Below are 24,358 nucleotides of genomic sequence, written 5' to 3' on the forward strand. Positions count from 1 at the left end.
CGTAATTATTTAAGTTTTGTAGGGTCGCCCCAATCACCAAATACTCCAGCAGTATCGGCAATAAAATAAGCTGTACTTATACCAAACCCAATTGGGCCCATCAAACCAACTCCAGCCATTGCTAAATCCAGCCCTGCTTTCAACATAACATCATGACCTACTCCACCATTTGAATAATAATTAACTGCTAATCCTATTGTTACACCAGCCGATACAGCTGACAGCGCCAATCCTGCAACTTTGAAATTTCTAGCAACTTTAATAGCACTATTCTGACCATTTCTGAAGCCCTGAACCCCTCGTACATATTTACCATTTAGTCCCTTCTCGAGAATTTTCGTTGATTGAAAATCCCCTTTCGCATTGGTCCAAAAGTATTTATTTGACATTGTTAATTCTAGCCCGCCATACAGGACACCTCCAACGCCTAAAGTAGTATTAGAGTTCTTGAAGAACGTTGACCAACCAGATCCCTGGATTCGTAAATTAGTCAAAGTTTTCATACTTGTAGTTTGTGTAGCGTAATATTGAGTCCTGCCCTCAAAATAATATTCGCCTCCAGCACCATTATTAATCCATCCGTTCCCTTCCGTGTAGGAGCTAAACTCTGTACTTATTATTAGCTCTCGCCAATTATTATTTTCATCTCTTGCGAACGTCTTGCCAGGGTTTGTTAAAAGCTTGTCCCTTAAATACTCTTGGGTAGTAGGCACTTCACTCCTATCAATAAAGCCTAGACTTATGAGATTCATATCATTACCCTCCCCAGCAAATAACATAGCAGCGGCTTGCCCGTCAGGTGAATTTTCCCAATGGCGTCTACCTAGATCATCTCTCGCATTAACAAGACGCCCATTGTAAACATTATTGGTTACCAAGTCCCCTAACGGATCATTAAAACTAACTGGACTGTTATAACCGAACTGGTAGGGGTTCCACGACCCAAACTGATCCGCCAGCGGGTCCACCCCCTGGAACCTTCCCAGCACAGGGTCATAGTGGCGGTAATGCGTGCCGTAGGTCTGGGTGAAGTCCTGGAGCTCCACCCCACCGTTGTATAAGTTCCGGTTGGGATTCTCAGGGCTTTCAAGCACTCCTGCGGCTATACCCTGCAGCTTCATGCCGAACGGGTAATAGTGGTTCTCCTGCGTGACCATGGGCACCAGCTGCCCCACCCGCATAGCGTCGAAGAAGACGTCCTCTTCCCCCTCGTTCACCACCATCACCTCCACGAAGCCCTTCTGCTCCGCCCGGTAGTGCAGGGCAAGGTTCTCCCAGCCGCCTTTCGCCTCCTTGGTGATGGGGCGCTCAAAGCTCTTCACGAAGTTGGAGTCCTGGTCATACACCAGGATCCGCAGATAGGCCTTGGGAACCCCCTCCTCCGCCTTGTGCTGTACCAAAGGAGCCAGGGCCAACCCGGTACCCACGCCTAGATAAGGAGTGATTTTATTCTTACCCTTTTGTACTGCCCCGTCCTGCCGCCGGTCCTTCACCTCCACAGTGGCATTGCCTAACAGGAAACCTATCAGGCTGAAGACGAAGCCCTGGGGCCTGGCCGGACGAACATAGTGTGCGTACACGTCCGTTGAGATGCTGTCGCCGGCCTGGACGGTGAGCCATTTCCTCGGGCCTATCGGTTTCCCGATCCTGGCATTCAGCCTGGCGGAGGCCTTGCCATTGTAGGCGTGCGCGGCGTCCAGGTGCCTGGTCTCCGCCACGTTGGAGAACTCCTCCTCCTCCTCCGGGGCGGCCATCTGCTCCATGGTCACGGTGCCGTTCTCGTTGTCCCCGGGGCTGAAGGTCAGGCGCACGTTGCCCTGATGGTCCTTCAGGAAATACTCATAGTAGAAGCTCCCGTTCCTTTTCACCCTCCGGCCTTCGGCGGTGGGGTAATAAGCCAGAGCGTCACCACCCGTGTTGGTCCTCTCATACACAAAGCCGTTGGCGTAGCTGGTAGTCTGGGTGTTGGCTCCCACCTTCACTACCCGCTGTACCACATTTCCGGTGGCGTCATAGACATAGGTAGCCTTGTCAGTGCCGGCCACCGCCTCCTTCACCTTGTTGAGGATATTATAGCTTAAATTGATGCCTTTGTTGTAATCCTGCAACTGGCTTCCGTTCTCATCATAGGTGTACTCGGTGGCCAGAGACGCCCCGTTCTTGAAACCGACAGGCGTCGTACCTCCCGTAGTTGCATTGTCTACCACTTGCACCAACCGGTTGCCTGCGGGAGCGGCGGGGTTGGAGGAGGTACTGTAGAGATAGGTCAAACCGTCGATTTTAGTGGGACCGGTTCCTCCCGCCGCCCAACTGTACCTGTCCAGGGTGCGCATGTTGCCGTTGGCGTCATAGGTTAGGTTCTTCTCATCGTAGCCGCCCGCTTCCTCCGTCCAGGGAGTTCCGTCCGAGTTCCGGGCCTTGTAGAAGGCACCCTTCATCCGGCCGATGGCGTCATACTCCATTCGGTAGCTTCTCTCCCGCTGGCCTATCTGCCGGGCGGTCGCTGTCAGGTTGGGGTTCTGGTCCTTTACCTTCCACTTCACCCCGCTCACCAGACCGTCCCAGCGGCCGATGTTACCCAGACCCTGGTCCTGGCCCTCATACAGAATCTCCAACCCGAACAAGTCGTTGATGGCGTCTCCCTGGTTGATGCCCGTCATACCCAGCTCACTACCGTTTATCCTCCTCAGGCGGCCGTTAATGTCATAGCGGAAGTCGACGCTCTGCAGAAATGGGTCTTCTAGGGTTTCCATCATTCCCGGTCCGGCCGGAGGGGTCACTTTCGCGTGCATGTCCTTCTCTACCAGCTGACCCAGCTCGTTGTACTGGTACTGCCCCAGGATTACCTCCTGCACCGGCAAGGAGGGATCCTCTATGCTTGTCTGGCGCACTTCCAACAGGCGCCCGGCGTGGTCATACTTCTGCTTGTTTTCCACTTTCACCGTCGCGGCGGGTGTGGAGTGCCTCGCAAACGACTGCACGGTTTTTCCCTCAAAATCAAATACGCTAGTACGTCGGTCCAAACCTCCCAGGATGTTGTCCGCCACCGTCTGGACTACCCGACCGAACTCGTCATAGTAGAACACCTGCTTCAGCGTAAGGGGGGAGCTGGCGTCTATGACTTTGATCTCCTTCCCGGTCAGCATCCCGAAGGTTTTCTCTGTTTTGGATAGACCCGCGGCGTCTGCATTATCATAGGCATATAAGGACTGTCCAGCTATGAACCCATAACTGTCGTATAGGTTCTTCACAAGGAGCTCCAGGTTAATCGAAGGAAACGCATACCCGCTGGCCGCAGTGGCTTGGCTTTGCATCTGCGCCTGGCTTAATGTACTCCCTGCGGAATACAGTCCCTCCTCCGTCAGCCTACCCAGATCGTCATATTTGTTGTAATACCACTTGTTGGCCGCTCTCTGCTTTCCGTCCTGGGTCATGATAAGCCTGTCTGCCTTGTCATACACGAGGTACTGCGCCTGGGCGCCAGGTACCTGCTTCTGGGCTAGCCTCCCCAGGTCATCGTATACATAGGAGAAGACCCATTTGGAGATGAAGGCTGGATCTGTATTTAGTTTCCACGTTTGGGTGGAGGCCTTTTGCAGCTCCACTACCGCCTGGGGCGGCACCTGGTACTTCAGGCGGCCCGCCTCGTCATACACATAGTAGGTCTCCAGCCATGGAACCGATACACCGTCTACCGTCTCGCCCAGTTGCTGTCTGGTCAGCACCCTCCTGCCCGATTTGTCCGAGAAGGACTGTAGCTTCTTGCCCTCCGCGTTGGTCACCTCCTCCATCAGAAGGGAGTTGGCCGCATAAAAGGTGGAGCCGTCGCCGTCGGGCTTCCAGAAACGGACCTCGTTGGCCCCGTTCGTGTGAACCGCGGATGTGGTGCTTTTCTGAGCCCAGGCCTCCCCCACGGGAATGCTTTTGAGGACTGCCCCGACAGGGGATTTCTCTCGTACGGTCTCAGACCATGGCCGGCTGTCCTCCTTTATCTCGGGCGTCTCCGTGTCAGAAAGGTTCTTCACCCTGTAGAATTCCGACTGGGCGGCAAGGGCGCCCGTTTTCATGCGGCCGTCGCTTCCCTGCACATAGGGCAGGTACTGTTTGGCCACTTCCCCGAAGGCGTCATAAGCTATCGGCTGCACGATATCCTTTCCGAGGGGGCTCGCCGTGATCGCCACCGACTGGATGGGCCTGCCGAGCCCGTCCAGGTAGGTGACCGACCGCCTGAATTTACTAGGGGCTAGCGATTTCGTGCCCTGAGCCGTTATGACTCCTTCCTCAATAATCTGGGTCGAGACGATCGCGTTGACCCCCTGGCGCCCGAGCCCATAGATCACCTTCGCCCACACCTTGGTCGGGGCGGAAAGACAGCCATTCTTCAGTGCCCTGACCGCGTATTGCCGGTCACCCACCAGATGCCCTGTGCTGAAAGAAGGACCGGTCCCCAGGATATTGGAGGTGATCTCTCCGTACTGGTTGACCTCATACCAGTTGTACTCGCTGCCGTCCTGGTTCATCACCTGCAAGATCACCTCCCCGGCCTGCAGCCTGGACACGTCCGGCACGTCTGGAGCAGATGGAACCGGGTTCACTACCACTGTCACCTGCTTCGTATCTGAACAATTCCCTGAGTATCCTGTGACCGTATAAGTGGTGGTCACGGACGGGCTGACGGTAAAGGAGGGGCCCGAGCCATAGACACCGCCGCCGCTCCAGTATATGTCCGTGGCCCCGCTGGCGCCCAATACGACGGATCCGCCCTGGCATATGGTAGAGCTGCTCTGTGTCACCACAAGGCTGGCGGGCTGCTGGACCGTCTCCTCGTAATAGGCGGAGGAGAAGCCATGCTCCCCGAAACAGCCCGTGGCATCCACGTAGATTGATCCGAAAGAGGAGTTCCATTGCACTTCAATGGAACTCCCATAGTTGTTAATTATCTCTCCACCGCTCACAGACCAATAATAGGCGCTACAGTTGGCTCCGTCCCCGCTCACGTAATAGTACTGGGTCCCCTGCGCGCACGCGCCGCCATAGGGACCCACTATGTAGAAATCAGTCTGGGCAATGGCCTTTTCAGAGACAAGCGTGAAGAGGAAGAATGAAAGAAGAAGTAAAAATTTTCGGCTGGAGATTTTTGAAGAGGGCATCTTAGCTCTTGATGATTGTAAAGATTCTGGAAGTTGGATCTTACCGGCTGTTTCTATTGGCTGCATGGTCTCTGGCTGTAACTTGCAGTAAAGTGCCACACAGTTGAATAATTTGCTCTTCCAGCTGAGCCCACCCTGACCACGCAGCGTATGGCATAGCTCGTTTTGTTGAAGGCGGTCGAGGCTGAGAATGTACTTCCGGTTGCACCGAGTATATCTGGGAAGGTTTTCCCGCCATCTATGCTCTTCTGCCATTGGTAGGTGATGGTGGCGCCTGCAGGGTGGCCGGTGACCCCAGTGATGCTGTAGGTCGTGGCAGTCGTAGAGGGATTGTTACCAATACCACAGGGATGCTGCACCGGAGCATTTATTCCGCACAGGTCGATCTCCGACGGACCCGTTACGCAGTAGCTTAAACTCAACGCTTGTTCATAGACGGTGATTGACTTCACCAGAGTCACCTGCCCATGGTTAGGGGTTATGACCGTTACGGTAACCGGATACCCAAACTCCTTAATGGTAAGGTTGGATGAGCTTTCAGAGGTGTTTTGGAACACATGGCTCATCTGGGCGCCCCCCCAGACGTCACCTGTCCCGTCTCCAAAGTTCCATTTGTACTGGTAACCATCCCCCACCTCGCAGGACGTGACTTTGAAAATAACGGGGGTCACCGTGACGTAATCCTGGTATTTAATTGCGGCTGAGTTGGGGACTGCCTCCAGCTCCGCCGAGATGTTGGACTTCTGGTCCCATAACAGCTTCTCCTGAACCGTCCTTATCTGGTCCCTGTGGTCCCGCTCATACAGCAGGTTGCCTAAGCGGTCATACTCCCTGGAGGCGAACCGCCCGTTCATGTCCGTCTGACGAACCAGCTGCCCCGCCGGGTTGAACGCACTGGTTGCAACCTGGGCGGTGGCCGGCCAGAAGGTCAGGTCATCGATCAGGACCTCCTGTGCATCCACCGACTCCAGCTCGAAGGTCACCGTGCCGGAGAGCCCTGCCACGGAGATCGGGTTCACCTCCACCATCTGCCAGTCCCCGCCCTGGTAGGCGACGGCCACCGGTGCAAGCACCTGACCGTTTGAGCTTTTAAGATGTATGCGCAGGCTACCGGGTGCGCTGGCCTTCACCCAGGCGCGGAACCTATAAGCAGGATGTGCGCCTACCGACAGGTTCTGCCACATCTTCTGACCCTGGGTAAGTTTCTTAACAGAAAGTCCCTGTCCCCGGCCTTCCACCAATACACCGTTTCCGCCGAGCCCATACCTAGAGCCTGACTCGAACCCGTCGTGGAGGACCTCGTTCGCCTGGGCACCGACGATTGACAAGGTTGGCAGCGTCCCGCCGTGGGACAGGTGGGTAGCCTGGACCCGGCCGGCGCCTTTTCTACTGCTAACGCCTAAGGGTTGGAAGTCATCGTCATATCCTATGTTTCGGCTCTGCTCAAGGTAACTCGGATTTGCGTCCGGCGTGAACCCGGGCCCCTGGTTGGACCGGCGGAAGGTAGCCGTCGGGAGTGCCGGGTTGAAGCTGTGAACGGAGCTCGCCAGCGGGTAGGGCTTCCCGAAGAAGGAATACCTCACCAGCGTAGCCTGCGACACCTTCTCCACTCCGTCCCCGCCTTTCACCGTCTGCACCACCTCCACCGGGGTACCTAACTGGTTGGCAGTTTTCAGGGCCAGGATGGCCTTCTCCTCCTCATTGGTGGTGGAGGTGCTGATGGAATAGTCCTTGGGGTAGTAGAAATAGCTTTTGACCTCCGAGTTATCACTGGCAATGGAACTGGTGCTTGCCAAAAGCCTGCCCCCGTAGGTGTACTTTTTGGAGGTCGTGACGCTGGCGCTGTGATTCGGTCCGACGAACAGGGTCTCCCTCTCCTCAGAGAGCGCGCTTGCAACCTGCGTGTTCAGGACGTATTTGGCATAGGCGAAAGCCTGCGGGGCCGCTGACGAGACGGTGGTGTACCGGTTTCTCACCTCGTCGTATTGCTGGTAGGTCACGCAGGTGGGCAACGGTTCCGCCACCACGCCATATACTGGCAAAGCGGAGCCGGCCGGTAGGCGGGTGTAGAAGTACTCCTTCATGGAAACGGGTTCCGCCGGTTTGTTCAGCGCCGGCTCGGCCTCCGTGAACATGCTCACCTTGGTGAGAAGCCCCCTTTCAAAGTCATAGTTAGGGGAAGGGGCGAATGGGAAAGTATAGGGTCCGCCCCCCATGGCCCCGATGTCGGGGCAGAGGCTTGAGCCGGTGCTGTTGTCAAACGTCAAAGCAAGGGAGGAGGAAGTCTCTTTCCAGTCAGCCGTCGGCGCTCCTCCCCAGGCCCCCGCCACGCGGTACTCATACTCCGTCCGGCCCTTCCCGGCGACACGCTCGGTCACCTTGCTGTACACCACGGCGCCGGTCTCCAATCCGTTGGGTTTCGACAGGTCGGACTCCGAGCGCACCAGAAGCATGTCCCAAAGACTCACCTCGGTGCGGGCCCCGGCGCTCACCTCGTTGCGCAACTGGTTGTAGGTCTTCCCGGTGGCTTCAAGTGACCCAATCCCCCTATAAAAGCCCGTGGGAATGGTGAACTGCGGCATGGTGATCAATACCCCGCTGGTAGCCCCGCTGGAAGACTCGTATTGATACTCCTTCGTAAGCACTTGGCTGTCATTGCCAAGTCCCTCTTTCATGCTTATCCTATGAATCCTGATCCCTGCGCCCTCTTTGAAGCCGCTGCCCCAGACGAACCGGTTAGGCTGGTACTCGAAATCGATCGAGCCACCTGAAGGTAGCACGACGCTCTTCAAGGTTCCGATGTCCGTCTTGGAACCGTCCGCGGCCCGGTCGGCTCCGGCCAGCACCACCTGCTGGCCGGCGTACGCAGGCAAGGGAATGGTCTGGTACCTGCGCTCCGCGGCTTCGCTCGGGTACACGTAAAGTTTTGGCCTCAGCGTGAGGTTGGATGATCCGAAGAACCCCCAGAGGTCCACCGACTTTGACCCGGCTGCCGGGAATAAGGAGGGATCTTTGTACACGAACCTGTAGGGCGGGTTCTTCTGGCAGTCATTCTCCTCCGTCACGGCGCTCAGGTAGAACAGTCCGTTCGTCTCCTTCGTGGCATAGTCATACTCCAACAGGATCTTCCGCAACAGAACCTCGGTGGCGCCGCTTTTATAGTAGTGGCCTATCTCCCTGTTATCTATGAATTTGACGATGCTGCTTCCCCCACTGATCGAGAGGAGTTTCCTTTTGTAGACCCTGGTCGTGAGGGTGTATTCACCCACCCCTTCGCAGGAGGCCTGTGAGACGCAGTTGACGTGCATCTTCTCCGCCTTCGTGTTATACTCAGGGTCCAGTGAGCTAGCCGGTGCGTAGGCGTAGGCTGCGATCTCCCTTTTGGTGGGGGAATATATCTTGGCTAGGCGCCAGGAGGAGTTATAGCTGGTGGCGATGCCGTAGTTCCTGTAGTCATAGGCCATGTATTGGACCGTCCCTGGGTTCCCGGAGAGGGAGCTGGAGGCCGTGCTGGACCGCTCGGCCTCACTGAAATGGTACTCGTACCCATTGTCGCTTTTTACCACGAAGGAGGTGATCTCCCCGGTGGCCGAACGGGCATAGGTAATCTGAAGTTCCTGGCCAGACAGCACCCGGATGTTCTTGCTGTTGTCATAGACGAAGGTGGCCGAAAGCCCCGGTGCGCTGACCGAGTAGACGTCCGGCTCAGAGTCGTAAAGGGGAACCGAGCTTTGCCACGTGCTCCCCCAGTTGTTGGTGACCGTGTTCCAGATGGATCCCGTGCTCGCGCAAGAGGAGGCCGTCGACTGGATGAAGGGCGATACTTTCTCCGCGCCGCCCTCCAGCCAGCCGCGCCGTGAATCGACGCTCGTCGGCTTCATGTCATCCGGAAGGCCCATGACGACCCTGGAGATCTGTCCCGTCCCATAGAGCGACCAGCCTATCCCGTATTCGTCCGGCGTCTGGCCGACCATGACGCCGCTGGCGGTGTAGCTGAGGCCGATGCTCACTGGGATACCCTCTGTGGAGATTGTGGTTAAGGGTATAGCATACCCCATGGTGCCCGTCTGGTGGTCGACTGACACATTGGGCTGGGAGAGGCCTGAAAAGGAATGGGACAGCAATAGTAAAACTAACGCGGGAAACTTACGTAATAGCATTGGGATAAGAATATTATGCAAGTTCCCACTTTGCATAGTCTCTCCTAGGGAAAACTTACATTTTTTATATCTAAAATTATAATGATATAAATTATAATTTTATAGCTATCATATGTCTCTAGAATCATATTCCCCTCTTATATATCTATATATTTTGCTATAAATCCTAATTAGTAACATTGCATCTATTGGACCATTTCCTCTATCTCAATAGAGATTAACTCGGCCTCCTTCTTTTATATTAAGACCAATATTTCTAACGTCTGTGAGATTGACCACAGTTAGAGGATTAAACATAAGAAATTGAGGAACAGCCATACCGAAACCTAGGGCTTATTACTCAGCACATTACTTTATTAGCCTATAACGGCTCTTATGTAAAATACGAAGGCCCAATAGTTTTCCTTATTTTACATAAGAGCCGTTATGAGATTGTTGAAATCTTTCTAACAACAACAATTCATATCAATTATCCATACTTATAATGACTGAGTTGTATAACTTTTGACAAAGATTATATAACAGTGTATGACAGAATTGTTTATACTTTTGTGAAAAGAAGCTGACTAGATTGACAACCCTTCCAGGTAGTTAACGTTTTGGCACTGATACTTATCCAGCCGAATGACCTTACTGCAGAGATTCCTACACCTAAGCCTGATCGTTGCCATCTCAATGGCGTCGATGGGGTTCCGCGTGGCCGGGTCTCAGTGCGCTGGGGGCAACAGTGTTGAGATAGGCTTTTTCGCGGAACCAAGCTGCTGCTGCAAAAAGGGTTCGAAAGGCCCGATGAAGTCTTGTGAAGATTTCTCCTGTGTGATGCCCCGCGGGGCAATGGCCCAAAGTAATTTCAACTCTCCCACCCAACAGATTGCCCAAGTAGCGAATGATCCGGCGGGCTTTCCAAGCTTTGCCGAAGCCATCCGTCCGGTTATCCTGGAATCAATTCCCCATGTCACCCTGCCCCCGCCCATCTCCGGGCGAGACATCGGCATCCTGCACCAGACTTTCCTTATTTGATTTCCTTTCTTTTTAGAAGCCGCGCCTAACCTTTCCATTGGGCTGCCTTCTATCCTGTAAATTCGATTCAGCGATCTAGATCAGAGCGATTGGCTTCCTTTGTCCAATATGTAACCTGACGTTTGAAGGCGTTGCTTTTACCCTCGCCTCTAAGGGGCAATGCTATCCTGATTCCGAAATTTACTGCCTTATCAACCTTGCCAGATAGAGCCCCTCAGCTCAGAAACACTGAGGCTGACTCTTGTCTATTTTTATTGTTTGCAGAGCGCTTTTGGGCCCTGTAGGCTAAGTCTGTGTTTTTTAAACTTCAAACCATACCTTTTTATGAAATCTCTGAAAGTAACCTTTGCATTTGCCTTCTTCGGCTTGACTTTATTCTCATCATGCAACAACTCTGGAACTGAGCAGAAAACAGCCGAGGGAACAACCTCAGAGGCGCAGGTGGCGGGCGTTACCTACACATGCCCCATGCACCCGGAAGTGGTGAGCGATGTGAAGGGAAAATGCCCTAAGTGCGGCATGTTCCTGGAAGAGGTGAAGCCAGGCGAAAAGCTGGATTCTGCCGCCGCCGCTCAACAGCACCATGAGGGCGAAGAGCAACACTAATCGCTTATGGTTTAATGGTTAAACCGTAAGGTGAGACCAAAGCGTTTATGCCGTTTTTGGGCTGTTTTCTGTAAAACAGCCCAAAAACGCAAAACCGTCAATGCCAAATAACTTACCTATTTTATGATTGGCAAATTAATTTCCTTTTCCCTCCGCAACCGGATGATTGTGTTGCTCATTGCGGCAGGCATGTTCGGTTGGGGGGCTTATTCAGTCACCACCAGTAAGGTGGACGCCATCCCTGACTTATCTGAGAACCAGGTGATCGTGTTCACCGAGTGGATGGGCCGAAGCCCTCAGATCATAGAGGACCAGGTCACGTACCCGCTGGTCACCAACCTGCAGGGCATGCCGCAGGTCAAGTATGTGCGGGGCGTCTCCATGTTCGGGATGAGCTTCATCTATATCATCTTTGATGATAAAACAGACATCTACTGGGCCCGGGAACGGGTGCTGGAGCGGCTCAACTACGCCAACCGCCTGTTGCCCGAAGGGGCCATCCCAACCCTGGGACCGGACGGTACCGGCGTGGGGCATATTCTCTGGTACACCCTAGACGCGCAAGGCATGGACCTGGGCGAACAGCGGGCGGTGCAGGACTGGTATGTGAAGTTCGCACTGCAGAACGTGCCGGGCGTAAGTGAGATAGCCTCCTTCGGAGGTTTTCAGAAGCAGTACCAAATCACCATTGACCCAAATAAACTTACCTATTACAACCTATCCGTGCCGCAGGTGATGGCCGCCGTGCGGGCCAACAACAATGAAAGCGGGGGGCGCAAGTTTGAGATGAGCGACATTGGCTACATCATTAAAACCACGGGCTATCTACAGTCCATGGAAGAGATAGAGAGCATTCCCATCACCACCCAAAATACCATACCTGTGAGCGTGCGTGACGTGGCCACCGTGCAGATGACGGGCGAGAGCCGACTGGGTATTTTTGACCTGAACGGCGAGGGTGAGGCCGTGGGCGGTATTGTGGTGATGCGCTACGGTGAGAATGCCGAGGAGGTGATCAGGAACGTCAAAGCCAAGATGGAAGAGGTCTCAGCAGGTCTGCCCAAAGGCGTCAAGTTCAACATCGTCTATGACCGCAGCGGGCTCATCAATGAATCCGTCGATTCTATCAAGACCACCTTGATAGAAGAGATGCTGGTGGCCTCGGCCATTGTGTTCCTGTTCCTTTTCCATTGGCGCAGTGCCCTCATCATCATCATTCAACTGCCGCTTTCCATTGCCATCGGTTTTATCCTGCTGAACGCCTTTGACATCACCTCCAACATCATGTCCCTGACAGGCATTGCCCTATCTATAGGCGTGATCGTCGACGATGCGATTGTGATGGTAGAAAACGCATACCGGCACCTAGCCGATGCCCAAATAGAAGAAGAGAACCATGGATAATAAAACACGTCTGTCGATCATAGAGAAAGCCTCCAAGCAGGTAGGGCCCAGTGTTTTTTGGAGCACCATCATCATCATCACCTCCTTCCTGCCGGTGTTCCTTTTGACCGGGCAGGAGGGGCGCCTGTTTAGTCCGCTGGCCTGGACCAAGACCTTTATCCTCATTGTAGACGCCTTTGTGGCCATCACAGTGACTCCCGTGCTGCTGTCGCTCCTTCTCAAAGGCAAGTTCAAGCCTGAGAGCGCCAATCCTGTTAACCGTGCCTTGGAACGGGTGTATTCACCTATTCTGCGCTGGTGCCTTAAATGGCGCAAAACCACCATTGGCATTAACATTCTGGCCTTGGCAGTGAGTATTCCCATGCTGCTGAGTCTGGGGTCAGAGTTCATGCCGCCCTTGGATGAGAGCTCTATCCTGTTTATGCCCGTGACCCTGCCAGACATTTCCAACGCCGAGGCCAAGCGCATTCTGCAGGTGCAGGACAAGATTATAAAATCTACGCCGGAGGTGGAACAAGTGTTGGGCAAGGCAGGCCGGGCCAGCACGGCCACGGACAACTCGCCCATCAGCATGATTGAGACCATTATCCTGCTGAAGCCTCAGTCAGAATGGCGCGAGGGGATGACCAAGGCGAAGATCATAGCCGAACTTGACCAGAAACTGCAAATCCCCGGCGTAATCAACGGCTGGACCCAGCCCATCATCAACCGCATCAACATGCTGGCTACCGGTATCAGGACAGACGTGGGCGTGAAGGTGTATGGCCAGAGCCTGGATTCTATTGCGGCGGTTTCTGAGAAAGTGCGCAATGCATTGCAACAGGTGGAAGGCGTGAAAGACCTCTACATTGAGCCTGTGACCGGTGGACGTTACCTGGAGATCCAGACCCGCCGGGAGGATCTGGGGCGCTACGGTCTTTCCGTCAATGATGTGAACAGTGTGGTGGAGTCTGCCCTCGGTGGGGCCAGCATCGGCAATACCATTGAAGGAAGGCGGCGATTCTCCATCAATGTGCGCTTGGCGCAGGAGTACCGCAATAGTCTGGACCGGATACGCCGCATCCCCATCCAGTCAAGCACCAATGGTACGGTGCCGCTTTCAGCGGTGGCCGACGTGAAATTTGTGGACGGACCCCCTATGATTGCCTCAGAGAACGCCCAATTGCGGGGCGCGGTGCTATTCAATGTGCGTGGCCGCGATCTGGGCAGCACGGTGCAAGAGGCCATCAAAACCATCAATCAGGAAGTGACGGGAATACCCAACGGTTATCATCTGGAGTGGAGCGGACAGTGGGAAAACCAGATCAGGGCGAACAAGACCCTTAAGATTATCATCCCGCTGGTGGTGCTCATTATTTTCCTGATTCTGTATTTCTCCTTCAAGTCTTTCAAAGAGGCTCTGCTCAACCTGGTGACCATTCCTTTTGCCCTGGTGGGCGGGGTGTTCATTGTGTACTTCTATGGCATCAACCTGTCAGTGGCGGTGGCGGTGGGCTTCATCGCCCTGTTTGGAATGGCGGTAGAGACGGGCATGCTCATGGTGGTGTACCTGAATGAGGCCATGAACGAACTGGTGGCTAAAAAAGGAAACTCCAGCGAGACCATCACCAAGCAGGATATAAGGGAATATGTGTTTCAGGGGGCTGCCAAACGCCTACGGCCCAAGATTATGACGGTTTCTGTGTCCCTTTTCGGCCTGATTCCCATTCTGTGGGCTACTGGTGTGGGTACTGACGTGATGTTACCAATTGTGCTTCCTCTTATAGGTGGTGTTTTCACCTCCTCCATTCATATCCTGCTGGTAACCCCCGTGGTGTTTGAAATGACCAAGGAATATGAACTCAGGAAACACGGCAAATTAGATATTTATGATGTCAAACATTAGAATATACCTGGGTGCCTTGCTCTTGTTGCTGGCAACTTCTGCCAAGGCCCAAACCCCGGTGCTCCCGCTGGACACGGTCCTGAACCGCATATCCCAGAACAACGGCATGCTCCAGGAGATTGAATTTAGGGCGAAGGCGCAAAATGCCATGGCGAAAGGCGCCAGAAGCCAGATGGCACCTATGGTGGGTGCCGGGGTTTTTATGTACCCGTACCCAGGCCAGATGAAAATGGAGGAAGATGACGCCATGTACATGACGGCGGTGGAGCAGGACATCACCAACCCTGCCAAGCTGAAAGCCCGTGAGAAATACCAACTCTCTAGGGCGGCCATTGAGGAGGCAGGCCGCGACATGACCTTTAACCAACTCAGGGCGCAGGCCAAAACCGCTTATTACCAGTGGGTGGTGCTGGAAAAGAAGAAGGCCGTGCTGGCAGAGAGTCAGCGCATCATGCAGTTCATGCTCAAGCTGGGCAAGGTGCGCTATCCCTATAACCAAAGCTCGCTGGGCAGTATCTACAAAGCCGAGGGCCGGGTAGGCGAGGTGGAGAATATGCTCACCATGACCAATAGTGAGATTGAGATGAAGAACATCCAGTTGAACATGCTCATGAACCTGCCTCCGGAAAATAGATTCAGGGTAGATACCACCATAAAGGCGCCTGAGCTGATTGTGCTACCAGACACCGCCTCCCTAAGCGCCGCCCGCAGTGACGTACGCCAGATAGACCGGACCATAGAGTCTATGCAGTTGAACCTGCGACTGGAGAACATCCAGCGCAAACCTGATTTCGGGATACGATTCGAGAACATGATGCCGCGTGACAGGATGATGCCCCAGTCGTTCACATTGATGGGCATGGTCTCTATTCCCATCGCTCCCTGGTCCTCTAAAATGTACAAGGCCAACGCCACCGCCATGAACCTCGAGATACAGGGCATGCAGAAGGGCAGGGAGGCCCTCTTGAACGAAGCACGCAACATGGTGGCCAGCATGGCCCTGGAACTGCAGGCCAAGCGGACGCAGGTGCAGAACTATGAGAAGAAGATCATTCCGGCCCTGCGCCGCAACTATGAAACCACGCTCCTGAGCTATGAGCAGAACACAGGCCAGCTACCCTTGGTGATTGACGCCTGGGAAGCCCTGAACATGGCCCAGATGGAATACCTCAACAATTTGGAGCAACTCTACCTAATCGGTGTGAACTATGAGAAAGAACTGGAGAAATAAGATCCTTGGCGTATTCCTTCTGCTGTTGCCTTTCTCCTTCGCCGCTTGTAATGACAAGGCTGAGAAGGGAGAAGCTGCGCATGCCATGGAGTACACCTGCCCCATGCACCCTCAGATTGTGCAGGACAAGCCAGGGTCTTGCCCCATCTGCGGCATGGACCTGGTGGCCAAGCAACCCGCCAATGCACCGGCAAATACTACATCCACAGACTTAGACTATTTGTTACAGCCTTCCAACCAGGCGGTGGTCTCCTCTGTGCAGACCACGCACCCGATGCAAAAGCCGCTGGAGCAGGAAATCACCATGTCCGGGGTGGTGACCTATGACACCCGTCGGCAGTACATCATCCCAGCCCGGTTCGCAGGGCGGATAGAGAAACTGTACGTGCAGTTCAACTACCAGCCAGTGCGCAAAGGCCAGAAGCTGTATGACATCTACAGCCCGGAACTGGTCACTGCGCAGAAGGAACTCCTCTACCTACTCAAGAATGATCCTGGCAATACATCCCTCATAGGCGGCGCGCGCCAAAAATTACGTCTTCTGGGTGCCACAGAGGGACAGATAAATCAGCTTGCACGCACGGGGAGAGAGTCCTATACCTTCTCAGTCTTTAGCCCTTACTCGGGGTATGTGTTGGATCCGGCCGTGACGGCAACCCCAACAGTAGCGCCAGCCGCCGCCTCCGCCGCAGGCGGTAGCGAAGACGGCATGGGCGGCATGGGCGGTTCTAGCGGCGGTGCTTCCAGCACAACAAACGCACCCGCCTCGGCCCCCAAGGATTTGCCATCCGGGAGGGCATGTACGTGACCACGGGGCAGGCGCTGCTAAAAGTAATTGACGCCTCCCAGGTTTGGGCGCAGTTTAACGTGGCCAGCAATGTGGCGGGCCAATTGAAGAAGGGGACTCCCATCACTATTTCCTTTAACCAGGTGGAGGGTAAGACCCTGCAGTCCTCGGTGCATTTGGTGGAGCCTGTGTATGAGGAGGGGGAGAACTTCGCGCAGGTCAGGGCCTTGCTTCCGGCGAAGGGGAATCCGGTTCTAATCGGCCAGGTCATCACCGGGAAAGCAGCCTATAGCACTGGCTCCGCCATTTGGGTTCCCAAAGATGCCGTGTTGGACCTTGGGGGCCAGTCAGTAGCATTCCTGAAAATGGACGGAGTGTTCAAACCCATTGGTGTGCGCGTGGGACAGAAGACGGACGGTCAATTAGAGATTGTGTCAGGGCTGAAAGTCAGTGACGTGATAGCCGCCAATGCGCAGTTCCTGGTGGACAGTGAAAGTTTTATTAGGGTAGCAGATACAAGCAGATGAAACATATAAAAAACCTATTCACCGTTTTACTGGCAACTCTCTTTTTGATGGCCTGCACCAAGACTGACGAGCATGCCCACGCAACGGAAGATGCCAGCTACACCTGTCCCATGCACCCCCAAATTGTGGAAGGCGAGCCTGGTTCTTGTCCCATCTGTGGCATGGACCTGGTTTTGGTCCAAAAACAAAAAAAGGAACCAGAAACGGCCAGTGCCTTCACCTGCCCCATGCACCCACAGATAGTTGAGGACAAAGCCGGCTCATGCCCCATTTGCGGGATGGACCTGGTACCCGTGAAAAAGCAAAGCACCAAAGGTGAGGAAGTCAGTATCATGCTGAGTGAAAGTCAGATCAAACTGGGCAACATCAGCACGCAAACCGTCCGGCAGGGACAGGTAGGAAGCAGTACGGTGCTTACGGGCAGGCTGGTGGTGGACCAGACGCAGGCCGATGTTATCAGCAGTCGGGCCGCTGGCCGCATAGAGAGACTGTATGTGAAAGAAACGGGTCAATCTATCCGTAAGGGGCAACCCATCTATGACTTATACAGTGAGACCCTTCTCACATTGGAACAGGAATACCTGCTGGCTTTGGACCAGGTGAAGGCGTTCCCCGGCGAGAGGCAGTTTGCCTCCATTTTGGATGCGGCCAAAAGAAAGCTTCTCTTAACCGGGCTAACTAACGCTCAGGTCAATCGAATTGCCCGCACCCGTAAACTAGACGCCCGCATCACCTTCGTAGCACCCAGTTCAGGTACTGTCACGGAGATAGCCGCCGCAGAAGGCGTGTATGTGGCTGAGGGAAGTCCGCTTTACCGCATAAGCCGGTTCAACACCATTTGGGCGGAGGCCGAGTTGTACGCCGGTGAAGCCGGAGCGCTAAAGATAGGGACTCCGGTAGACGTCATCGTAGCCGGAAGCAAGATGCCCATCAAGACAAAAATCTCTTTTATCAATCCAGAGTTCAGGAAGAACAGCCAAGTGGTGATTGCCCGGGCTTCGGTTCCTAACCCAGGAGGAGGCTTGATCCCAGGCACCCAGGCCACCATGACGGTAGGTGCCCAGGTGAGAGAAGCATTAACCCTGCCGCTGGATGCCGTGATCCGGGATTCCAAAGGTGCGCACGTCTGGGTGAAGATCGGGGAGAACACCTTCAGCCCCAGAAGGGTGGAGCTTGGGGAGGAAAGCGCTAACCGGGTGGCCATTGCCAGCGGCCTGCAACCCAGAGACACTATTGTAGTGACGGGCGCCTATCTGTTGTATAGCGAATATGTGCTGAAGCAAGGGGCAGACCCGATGGCGGGACATAACCACTAATAACAGCACGGTTCTTTGAAATGAATTAGCCGTTTTTGGCTGTTTTCCATAGAAAAGGGCCCAAAATAACAGACAATAGACAAGTAAATTACTCAAAGTACCTATGATAAAATACAATATCTGTTTTCGCATTCTCCTCTTTTCCTGCCTCCTCGGGGTGACCGCCTGTAACCTCCACACAGAGGCAGACATGGATGGTATGGACGAGGACATGGACGGCATGGACTTGAACATTGACTACCCGGCCGCCTTTGTGGTAAACGGGGAGTCCAATGACGTGGACGTCATCAACCTCAATGACCACACCCACAAAGACCACCTCAAATTGAACGGAGCCACCTTCCCGCACCATATCAACATGAGCCCAGATAGAACCAGGTTGGCCGTAGCCATTACCAGCACAGACCTGAGCGGGGGCCATGACGGCGGAGGCATGGACGGGATGAGCGGCCTGAAGGTCATTGTGCTCAACAGCTACACTGGCAAGATTGAGAAGGAGATTGTGCTCCCCAAGATGCCGCATAACGCCGCCTTTAACGCAGACGGTTCTGAGCTGTGGGTCTCACAGGAAGACGAACACCGAAGCCAGGTGCTGGTGTACAATGTAGGAAGCTGGAGTTTGAAGAACACCATTCAGGTAGGGAAAGGACTGTCTGAAATCACTTTCTCCTCAGACGGGTCTAGAGCCTATGCCGCCAATACCATGGATGCCACTGTCTCTGTCATCCACCCAGAAACGAAATCCATTCTAGCCACCATCTCCGTTGGCAAAGACCCGGTAGGCGCCTGGCCGGCTGTGAATGGCTATATGTACGCAGACAATGAAACGGACCAGACCGTGTCTGAGATTCAGGTAAGTACCTCTACCGTAACAGAAACTATTAATTTAGGCTTTAAACCGGGATACGTGGCCTACCACCCTGGCCAACAAGAGCTATGGGTGAGCGATGCCACCAATGGTAAAGTGGTCTACTACAAAAAGGCAAACGGCCTTTGGGCCAGACAAGGAGCTATCACTACGGGCGCAGATGCCCACGCCATCGCCTTTACCAAAGATGGCTCCACTGCCTTTGTTACCAACCAGGGGGCAGGCACAGTTTCCGTTATCCAAGTCGCTAGTCATGCGGTGACCGCTACCATCCAGGTAGGTAAGAAACCAAATGGATTGGTCATCCGGCAGTAAAAAACAAACATCCATATCTAAACCCGAGTATTTAAATGAAATCTTCTACCGCTATTCGTTGCCTTCTAGGCTTCTTGCTCGTTGCTATCTTCTTACTTCCTATTGAAACGCTGGCCCATGGAGGGGAGAAGCATAGCAAGAAGGCACCATCAGCAAAGGCAGACTCCCTTAAAAAGGAAGTAGTCAGCACGAAGGACACTATCACGTTCAGTAAGGTGACTCCGGCAGAGCATGCAGGACACAAGGCCAATCCGGCCAAGGTGCATGCGTCCATTTCTGACTTTCCGCACATTCACCCTTTGATTGTGCATTTCCCCATCATGCTTCTCCTGATTGCGGCGGGTGTTCAATTCGTGAATATCCTATTCCGGAAAAAAGAGCTGAATTGGGCCGTTACGATCATGGTGTTGCTTGGATTTGTGACCGCCTACGCTTCAACTCATTGGTCACACCCCCATACCGATGGCCTTACTGAGCATGCTGAGCTGGTTTTGGAACAGCACGATAAATACGCGGACTACACAATCTACCTATCAGGGCTTGGGTTACTGGCCCAATTGCTGAGCCTGTTTCTATTCAAAGGAAAACGCTGGAGCATTGCCGTGGCGGCTGTCATCCTTATTGGGGCGGGATATGCCGTGAGTATGGCGGGCCACTACGGCGCACAACTTGTGCATATAGAAGGAGTAGGCCCGCAGGGGAAATACCTGGAACAGCACCATTAACCTAATACATTGAACTCTTAAGTATCTAAACAACCAGCCATGATTTCAAGAATAACCTCTACCGCCGGCATCTTGTGCCTCAGTCTTGTTTTCTTTTCATGTACCCAGAACGCGGAGGTGCAACAAACACAGGAGAAGGACACTACTTCCTCTATTTCTACAAAAGTGGAAGTCGATGACGCTGTAACTATAAAGGAACAATCAGAACCTGACACTATAAAGGGAAGCATCAAAGCAGTAGCAAAAGAAAAAATGGCGGGTGTCAATATCACTGTCAGATACCACTCCCCCGCCGTGAGAAAGAGAGTAATATGGGGTGGTTTGGTTGCCTACAACCAAGTATGGGTGACTGGAGCACACTCCGCCACCACTTTTGAAATAGATGGTCCTATCCGCCTAGGTGGGAAAGAAGTGCCTGCCGGTAAATATGCCTTGTTTACTATTCCCGGGGAGAAGGAATGGACGGTGATTCTAAATAAGAACTGGGAGCAACATTTAGCGGATGAATACAATGATGCGGATGACATAATGCGCATATCTGTAAAACCTCAGCAGGCCCCCCACCAGGAACGCCTCCGCTATGCCATCCAGTCGGCCGGTGCCGACAAAGGAACCCTGGTTATCCACTGGGACCGGTTGCGGATTCCTATTTCTATCGGGCAGTAAGTGCTAGCCCAGTATTGTCATCACTTTTCTCTGGCTTATGGAACTTCAAGGTAGCGATAGCAAGGTCACATTAAGCATCAAAAACATGGTCTGTCCGCGTTGCATCCGGATTATCAAGGACCAGTTCGCGTTGCTCCATCTACCCGTCAATGAGGTGCGGCTGGGGCAGGTGGATTTAGACCGCCCCTTGAACCAGGAGGAGCTGGAGCGGGTGAAGTCAGTTATGGCAGAATATGGTTTTGAGTTGCTTGAGGATAGGAAGGGAAAGTTGGTGGAGCAGATAAAGACTTTGCTCATAGAGGCAATTCATTATCAGGAAGAAAAAATCAGTGCCAACTACTCTACCTATTTGGCCCAAGCCATAGGAAAGGATTATAGCACCCTGAGTCATGTCTTTTCCTCTATGGAGAATGTTACCATTGAGAGGTATATCATCCTTCAAAAAGTAGAGTACATCAAAGCCGAACTGGATTATGAGGAGCTGTCCCTTGGGGAGATTGCAGCAAGACTGCATTACAGCAGCTTGAGCCATTTATCCAAGCAGTTCAAGGCAGTGACCGGGTATAGCCCCTCTGAATACAGGAAGCTACAGATAATGAATCGTTTACCCCTTGACCAAGTCACCTAGTGGTTTGCCCATAATTATGCAAGTCTAAACAAGGACTTTACAAAACCGCAATGGAAGAATGGTGGTAGAATAGTGCAGTGATATTATCTTTTAACTTAAATTCTACCTAAGGATGCACAATTCAAACCAGTATCAATCTGTAATTGCGGCCTTGAATGCCTGCGCCGCGGCCTGTGACCATTGCTACGATGCCTGCCTGCAGGAGGAGCATGTGAAAATGATGGCCCGCTGTATTCGCCTCGACCGTGACTGTGCCGAAATATGCAAGCTCACCGCCAGTGCGCTTGCCCGAAACTCAGAGTCGGCTAAAGTCCTGTTGCAGGCCTGCGCCGAAATATGCCGTGAATGTGGCGTTGAGTGCGCCAGCCACAAAGAAATGCAACATTGCCTGCAGTGTGCTGAGGCCTGCAAGGCTTGTGAGGACGCCTGTCGTAGCGCCGTATAAACATACAACAGTTAAGGATTGAGGCCTTGGTAGTATCCATGACCTCAATCCTTATTTTTGGTCTTATATTGGGAAGATTCTACAAAATGGCTCCATCTTATTTTTTAGCTGACTCATTTTGCCATCTCACTTATTGCCGATGCTCCTTCAGCCAGGCGTCTAGTTTCCGCTTTTCATTTTGCTGCTCATCCATGATTTTTTGAGCCATGTCTTTTATTTCCGGAGTCTTCGCCTGAGGCAGATAAACTTTTACCATGTCAATTCCACTTTGGTGGTGCATGCTCATAAGGCTCGCAAAATGATGGTCTGTGGTGCCAGCCATATTATGGTTCATTTCGGCCATCATGCTTTTCATAGGCTGCGTCATCTTCATAGTGGCAGCAGTATCACCCGTAGCAGATTGGTTGTTTTGAACAAAATCTCTTAATTTGTCCTGTTCCTCTTTTTGCTTCGGAGGGCTCTTTTTAGCCATATTGACGAGCATTGTATCACTCCCACTGCTTTCCTCTTCCTGGGCCATCTTGATTGCTCCTTCGTGGTGGGTAGCCATTAAATTGGCAAAATCCACATCCGGATTTCCGGTCATTTTGACTTTCTGCATTGCCGACATATTCTCGTGCATCAGGTCCATCATCTCATTTGACTTCCCAGCTTCCATGTTGTGTTCGGAATGGTCTTCTGTTTTCTCCATATCAGAGGCCACTTCCGTTTCGCCGGAGTTGCGACTACAGGCGGTAAAGAACAAGGAAGCCCCGCAAAGCATTGCCACCCACTTAGGATTAAACTTGTTGTTTTTCATAGTTATTTTTAAAGATTAAAAAGTAAATCTCATGGAAGGAAAAAGACATATTGCTGAAAAAACTGGGGTAATTGTCATGTATAAGCTTACTTATCGTTGAAGCAGTTTTAACTTTATGAAGATCTTACCCTAGGACATAATTTTCTTTCTCAACTTCGGTTCAATATAGTCCTGTTGGAGATTGTGTCAGTAGAAACCATCAGAACATCATTTGGGAATAAATTATTCTTCATCCATTCTTTTTAAGATAGCCTTCATTTCAGTGATTTCCTTCACTTGGGACTTGATGATTCCGTCAGCAAGTTTTTTCAATTCAGGGTCACTGATATTAGCTTTCTGGCTAACCATTATGGCGGAAGAGTGATGAGGAATCATTGCCTTCATGTATTGCTCGTCCGCGACTAAGACTTGGTTTCTTAAAAAGAACAGGGCCCCAATAAACACTATAGCGCTTGATGCATAAATTGCCATGTTTAACTTTTTATCTTCATACATGTTCCGCATCATCAATAACATTACTACGGCCATAGGCGCTACCATCAATAAGGTAGTATAGACCCTTGTGGCACTTAGATAAACATGTTCAACTTGGTCTACATTTAAGAACATTACTGCGTACATGATTACAAACGATACTGTTAGCATGTAAAGGAACTTCTTGTAATGGTTGTTTTTCATTTGGAGTAGTTGTTTCTAGCCTAAATCTTGAAAGGGTTTACCCATTTCATAATAGCATCTATTCACATAAAGCTAATCGAAGCCTTATATATTAGAATACAGCTATATCCTTTGGATAAGCGTTTTATACGAAGTACTCGGAGACTAGTTATTTAGAGCAGACAGGGCCAAAATACAGCAATTTTGGTTTCCTGGCCAATAAGAGCCTATGAATAGCGAGATGTGAGATAACCGCCATTTTAACTCCCCTTATTATGTCAGTATTTTCTTAAATTATACAAATACTATCTTCGACCAATTTAGTATTAGAAGCTACCTGGGTAACAGTCGGTGTCACTTTACTTTATAAGAGACGCTCCTTCTAATCAGTTTAACAGGCTTACGTATCATATGGCTACTGTGCCCCTGCAAATGCATAAAGTATTAGAAGGCGTAGCATTTTCCGACGGCGCGGCCATGACTGTAAAGATTGCTCGAAAAGGATACCAATACCAAATTATATAAATCTAATCAAGGATAATTTATAACATATATTCTTCTAAAGGGTAAAACTCATAGAGTTTACAAAATTTAATAACCTAACTGCTTACTAACATGCACAATTCTCAATATCAATCCGTTATACAAGCCCTTAATGCTTGTGCTGCTGCCTGTGACCATTGTTACGATGCCTGTTTACAGGAGCAGGATGTTAAAATGATGGCGCGTTGTATTCGCCTGGACCGAGATTGCTCCGACATCTGTAAGCTTACCTCCAGCGCACTGGCTCGCAATTCAGAGGTGGCCAAAACACTGTTGCAGGCCTGTGCCGACATCTGCCGGGAATGTGGAATCGAATGCGCAAATCATAAGCAGATGCAGCATTGCTTAGAATGTGCAGAGGCATGCAAAGTATGTGAAGAAGCCTGCAGGAGCGTATTGTAACTTAAAATAACAACAAAAAAGGGATGTAAACAGGCAATAGAACGGCCTGTTTACATCCCTTTTTTGTTAAAACCCATTTCTTCAAAAAGTGCAGAATATTTATTCTAGATTCAATTTTAAGGTTATTTTGGCCTTTTCCAGAAAGACCTTATGCCTTTAAATATTGTATCTGATAATTATTATGCAAATATGACATGTTACTTCAAAAGCTAATAAAAGGTATT

The 24,358-nt window shown here is 52.0% G+C and carries 19 protein-coding genes; 15 read left to right on the forward strand and 4 right to left on the reverse strand.

Annotated features, from left to right (window positions below; all coding sequences use genetic code 11):
* Positions 1–5 precede the first annotated feature (5 nt).
* On the reverse strand, positions 6–4,520 hold the full coding sequence (locus tag GU926_RS11140; RefSeq protein WP_262886166.1) for a DUF6443 domain-containing protein: 4,515 nt from the start codon (positions 4,518–4,520) through the stop codon (positions 6–8).
* Between GU926_RS11140 and GU926_RS11145 the strand changes: the two genes are divergently transcribed.
* Positions 4,426–4,653, forward strand: coding sequence for a hypothetical protein (locus GU926_RS11145; protein WP_160691854.1), 228 nt, complete (start codon positions 4,426–4,428; stop codon positions 4,651–4,653). The two genes, GU926_RS11140 and GU926_RS11145, sit on opposite strands and share 95 nt — an antisense overlap.
* Before the next feature lie 550 nt (positions 4,654–5,203).
* Here GU926_RS11145 and GU926_RS11150 read toward each other — a convergent pair.
* Entirely contained in the window at positions 5,204–9,310 is a 4,107-nt protein-coding gene (locus GU926_RS11150; protein WP_160691856.1) for a PKD domain-containing protein, read from the reverse strand.
* Between the two features lie 819 nt (positions 9,311–10,129).
* On the opposite strand from GU926_RS11150, the gene GU926_RS11155 reads away from it, so the two are divergent.
* From GU926_RS11155 to GU926_RS11215, 13 genes are all read left to right on the forward strand, one after another.
* Positions 10,130–10,330 carry a hypothetical protein gene (locus GU926_RS11155; protein WP_160691858.1) on the forward strand — a complete coding sequence of 67 codons (201 nt, stop codon included), beginning with the start codon at positions 10,130–10,132 and terminating at the stop codon, positions 10,328–10,330.
* Positions 10,331–10,654: 324 nt separating this feature from the next.
* Positions 10,655–10,936 carry a heavy metal-binding domain-containing protein gene (locus GU926_RS11160; protein WP_160691860.1) on the forward strand — a complete coding sequence of 94 codons (282 nt, stop codon included), beginning with the start codon at positions 10,655–10,657 and terminating at the stop codon, positions 10,934–10,936.
* A gap of 123 nt (positions 10,937–11,059) precedes the next feature.
* A complete protein-coding gene (locus tag GU926_RS18590) occupies positions 11,060–12,340 on the forward strand; it encodes an efflux RND transporter permease subunit (RefSeq protein ID WP_160691862.1) in 1,281 nt (426 codons plus the stop codon).
* A complete protein-coding gene (locus GU926_RS18595; RefSeq protein WP_160691864.1) occupies positions 12,333–14,225 on the forward strand; it encodes an efflux RND transporter permease subunit in 1,893 nt (630 codons plus the stop codon). Before GU926_RS18590 ends, GU926_RS18595 begins: the two co-directional genes overlap by 8 nt.
* A complete protein-coding gene (locus GU926_RS11175) occupies positions 14,209–15,456 on the forward strand; it encodes a TolC family protein (protein WP_160691866.1) in 1,248 nt (415 codons plus the stop codon). The genes GU926_RS18595 and GU926_RS11175 overlap by 17 nt, the downstream gene beginning before the upstream one ends.
* Positions 15,434–16,264 (forward strand): efflux RND transporter periplasmic adaptor subunit, encoded by an 831-nt coding sequence (locus tag GU926_RS18600; protein ID WP_160691868.1) that lies wholly within the window; start codon positions 15,434–15,436, stop codon positions 16,262–16,264. The genes GU926_RS11175 and GU926_RS18600 overlap by 23 nt, the downstream gene beginning before the upstream one ends.
* Entirely contained in the window at positions 16,255–16,770 is a 516-nt protein-coding gene (locus GU926_RS18605) for an efflux RND transporter periplasmic adaptor subunit (protein ID WP_160691870.1), read from the forward strand. The genes GU926_RS18600 and GU926_RS18605 overlap by 10 nt, the downstream gene beginning before the upstream one ends.
* A complete protein-coding gene (locus tag GU926_RS11190; RefSeq protein WP_160691872.1) occupies positions 16,767–18,086 on the forward strand; it encodes an efflux RND transporter periplasmic adaptor subunit in 1,320 nt (439 codons plus the stop codon). Before GU926_RS18605 ends, GU926_RS11190 begins: the two co-directional genes overlap by 4 nt.
* A 103-nt stretch (positions 18,087–18,189) precedes the next feature.
* Positions 18,190–19,269 carry a YncE family protein gene (locus GU926_RS11195; protein ID WP_198001408.1) on the forward strand — a complete coding sequence of 360 codons (1,080 nt, stop codon included), beginning with the start codon at positions 18,190–18,192 and terminating at the stop codon, positions 19,267–19,269.
* A gap of 35 nt (positions 19,270–19,304) precedes the next feature.
* The gene (locus GU926_RS11200) at positions 19,305–19,994 is read left to right on the forward strand and encodes a hypothetical protein (RefSeq protein ID WP_232058300.1); all 690 of its coding nucleotides are present in this window, start codon (positions 19,305–19,307) and stop codon (positions 19,992–19,994) included.
* 39 nt (positions 19,995–20,033) lie between these two features.
* The gene (locus tag GU926_RS11205) at positions 20,034–20,660 is read left to right on the forward strand and encodes a DUF2911 domain-containing protein (protein ID WP_160691874.1); all 627 of its coding nucleotides are present in this window, start codon (positions 20,034–20,036) and stop codon (positions 20,658–20,660) included.
* An 85-nt stretch (positions 20,661–20,745) separates the two neighbouring features.
* Positions 20,746–21,288 carry a helix-turn-helix domain-containing protein gene (locus GU926_RS11210; RefSeq protein WP_160691875.1) on the forward strand — a complete coding sequence of 181 codons (543 nt, stop codon included), beginning with the start codon at positions 20,746–20,748 and terminating at the stop codon, positions 21,286–21,288.
* A 112-nt stretch (positions 21,289–21,400) separates the two neighbouring features.
* Entirely contained in the window at positions 21,401–21,733 is a 333-nt protein-coding gene (locus GU926_RS11215) for a four-helix bundle copper-binding protein (RefSeq protein ID WP_160691877.1), read from the forward strand.
* 130 nt (positions 21,734–21,863) lie between these two features.
* On the opposite strand, the gene GU926_RS11220 is transcribed toward GU926_RS11215, so the two are convergent.
* Complete coding sequence (locus tag GU926_RS11220; RefSeq protein ID WP_160691879.1) at positions 21,864–22,532, reverse strand: DUF305 domain-containing protein; 669 nt, start codon at positions 22,530–22,532, stop codon at positions 21,864–21,866.
* A gap of 222 nt (positions 22,533–22,754) precedes the next feature.
* Positions 22,755–23,210 carry a DUF305 domain-containing protein gene (locus GU926_RS11225; RefSeq protein ID WP_160691881.1) on the reverse strand — a complete coding sequence of 152 codons (456 nt, stop codon included), beginning with the start codon at positions 23,208–23,210 and terminating at the stop codon, positions 22,755–22,757.
* Between the two features lie 594 nt (positions 23,211–23,804).
* On the opposite strand from GU926_RS11225, the gene GU926_RS11230 reads away from it, so the two are divergent.
* The gene (locus tag GU926_RS11230) at positions 23,805–24,134 is read left to right on the forward strand and encodes a four-helix bundle copper-binding protein (protein ID WP_160691883.1); all 330 of its coding nucleotides are present in this window, start codon (positions 23,805–23,807) and stop codon (positions 24,132–24,134) included.
* Positions 24,135–24,358 lie beyond the last annotated feature (224 nt).

Source organism: Nibribacter ruber, assembly GCF_009913235.1.
Taxonomy (GTDB): Bacteria; Bacteroidota; Bacteroidia; order Cytophagales; family Hymenobacteraceae; genus Nibribacter; species Nibribacter ruber.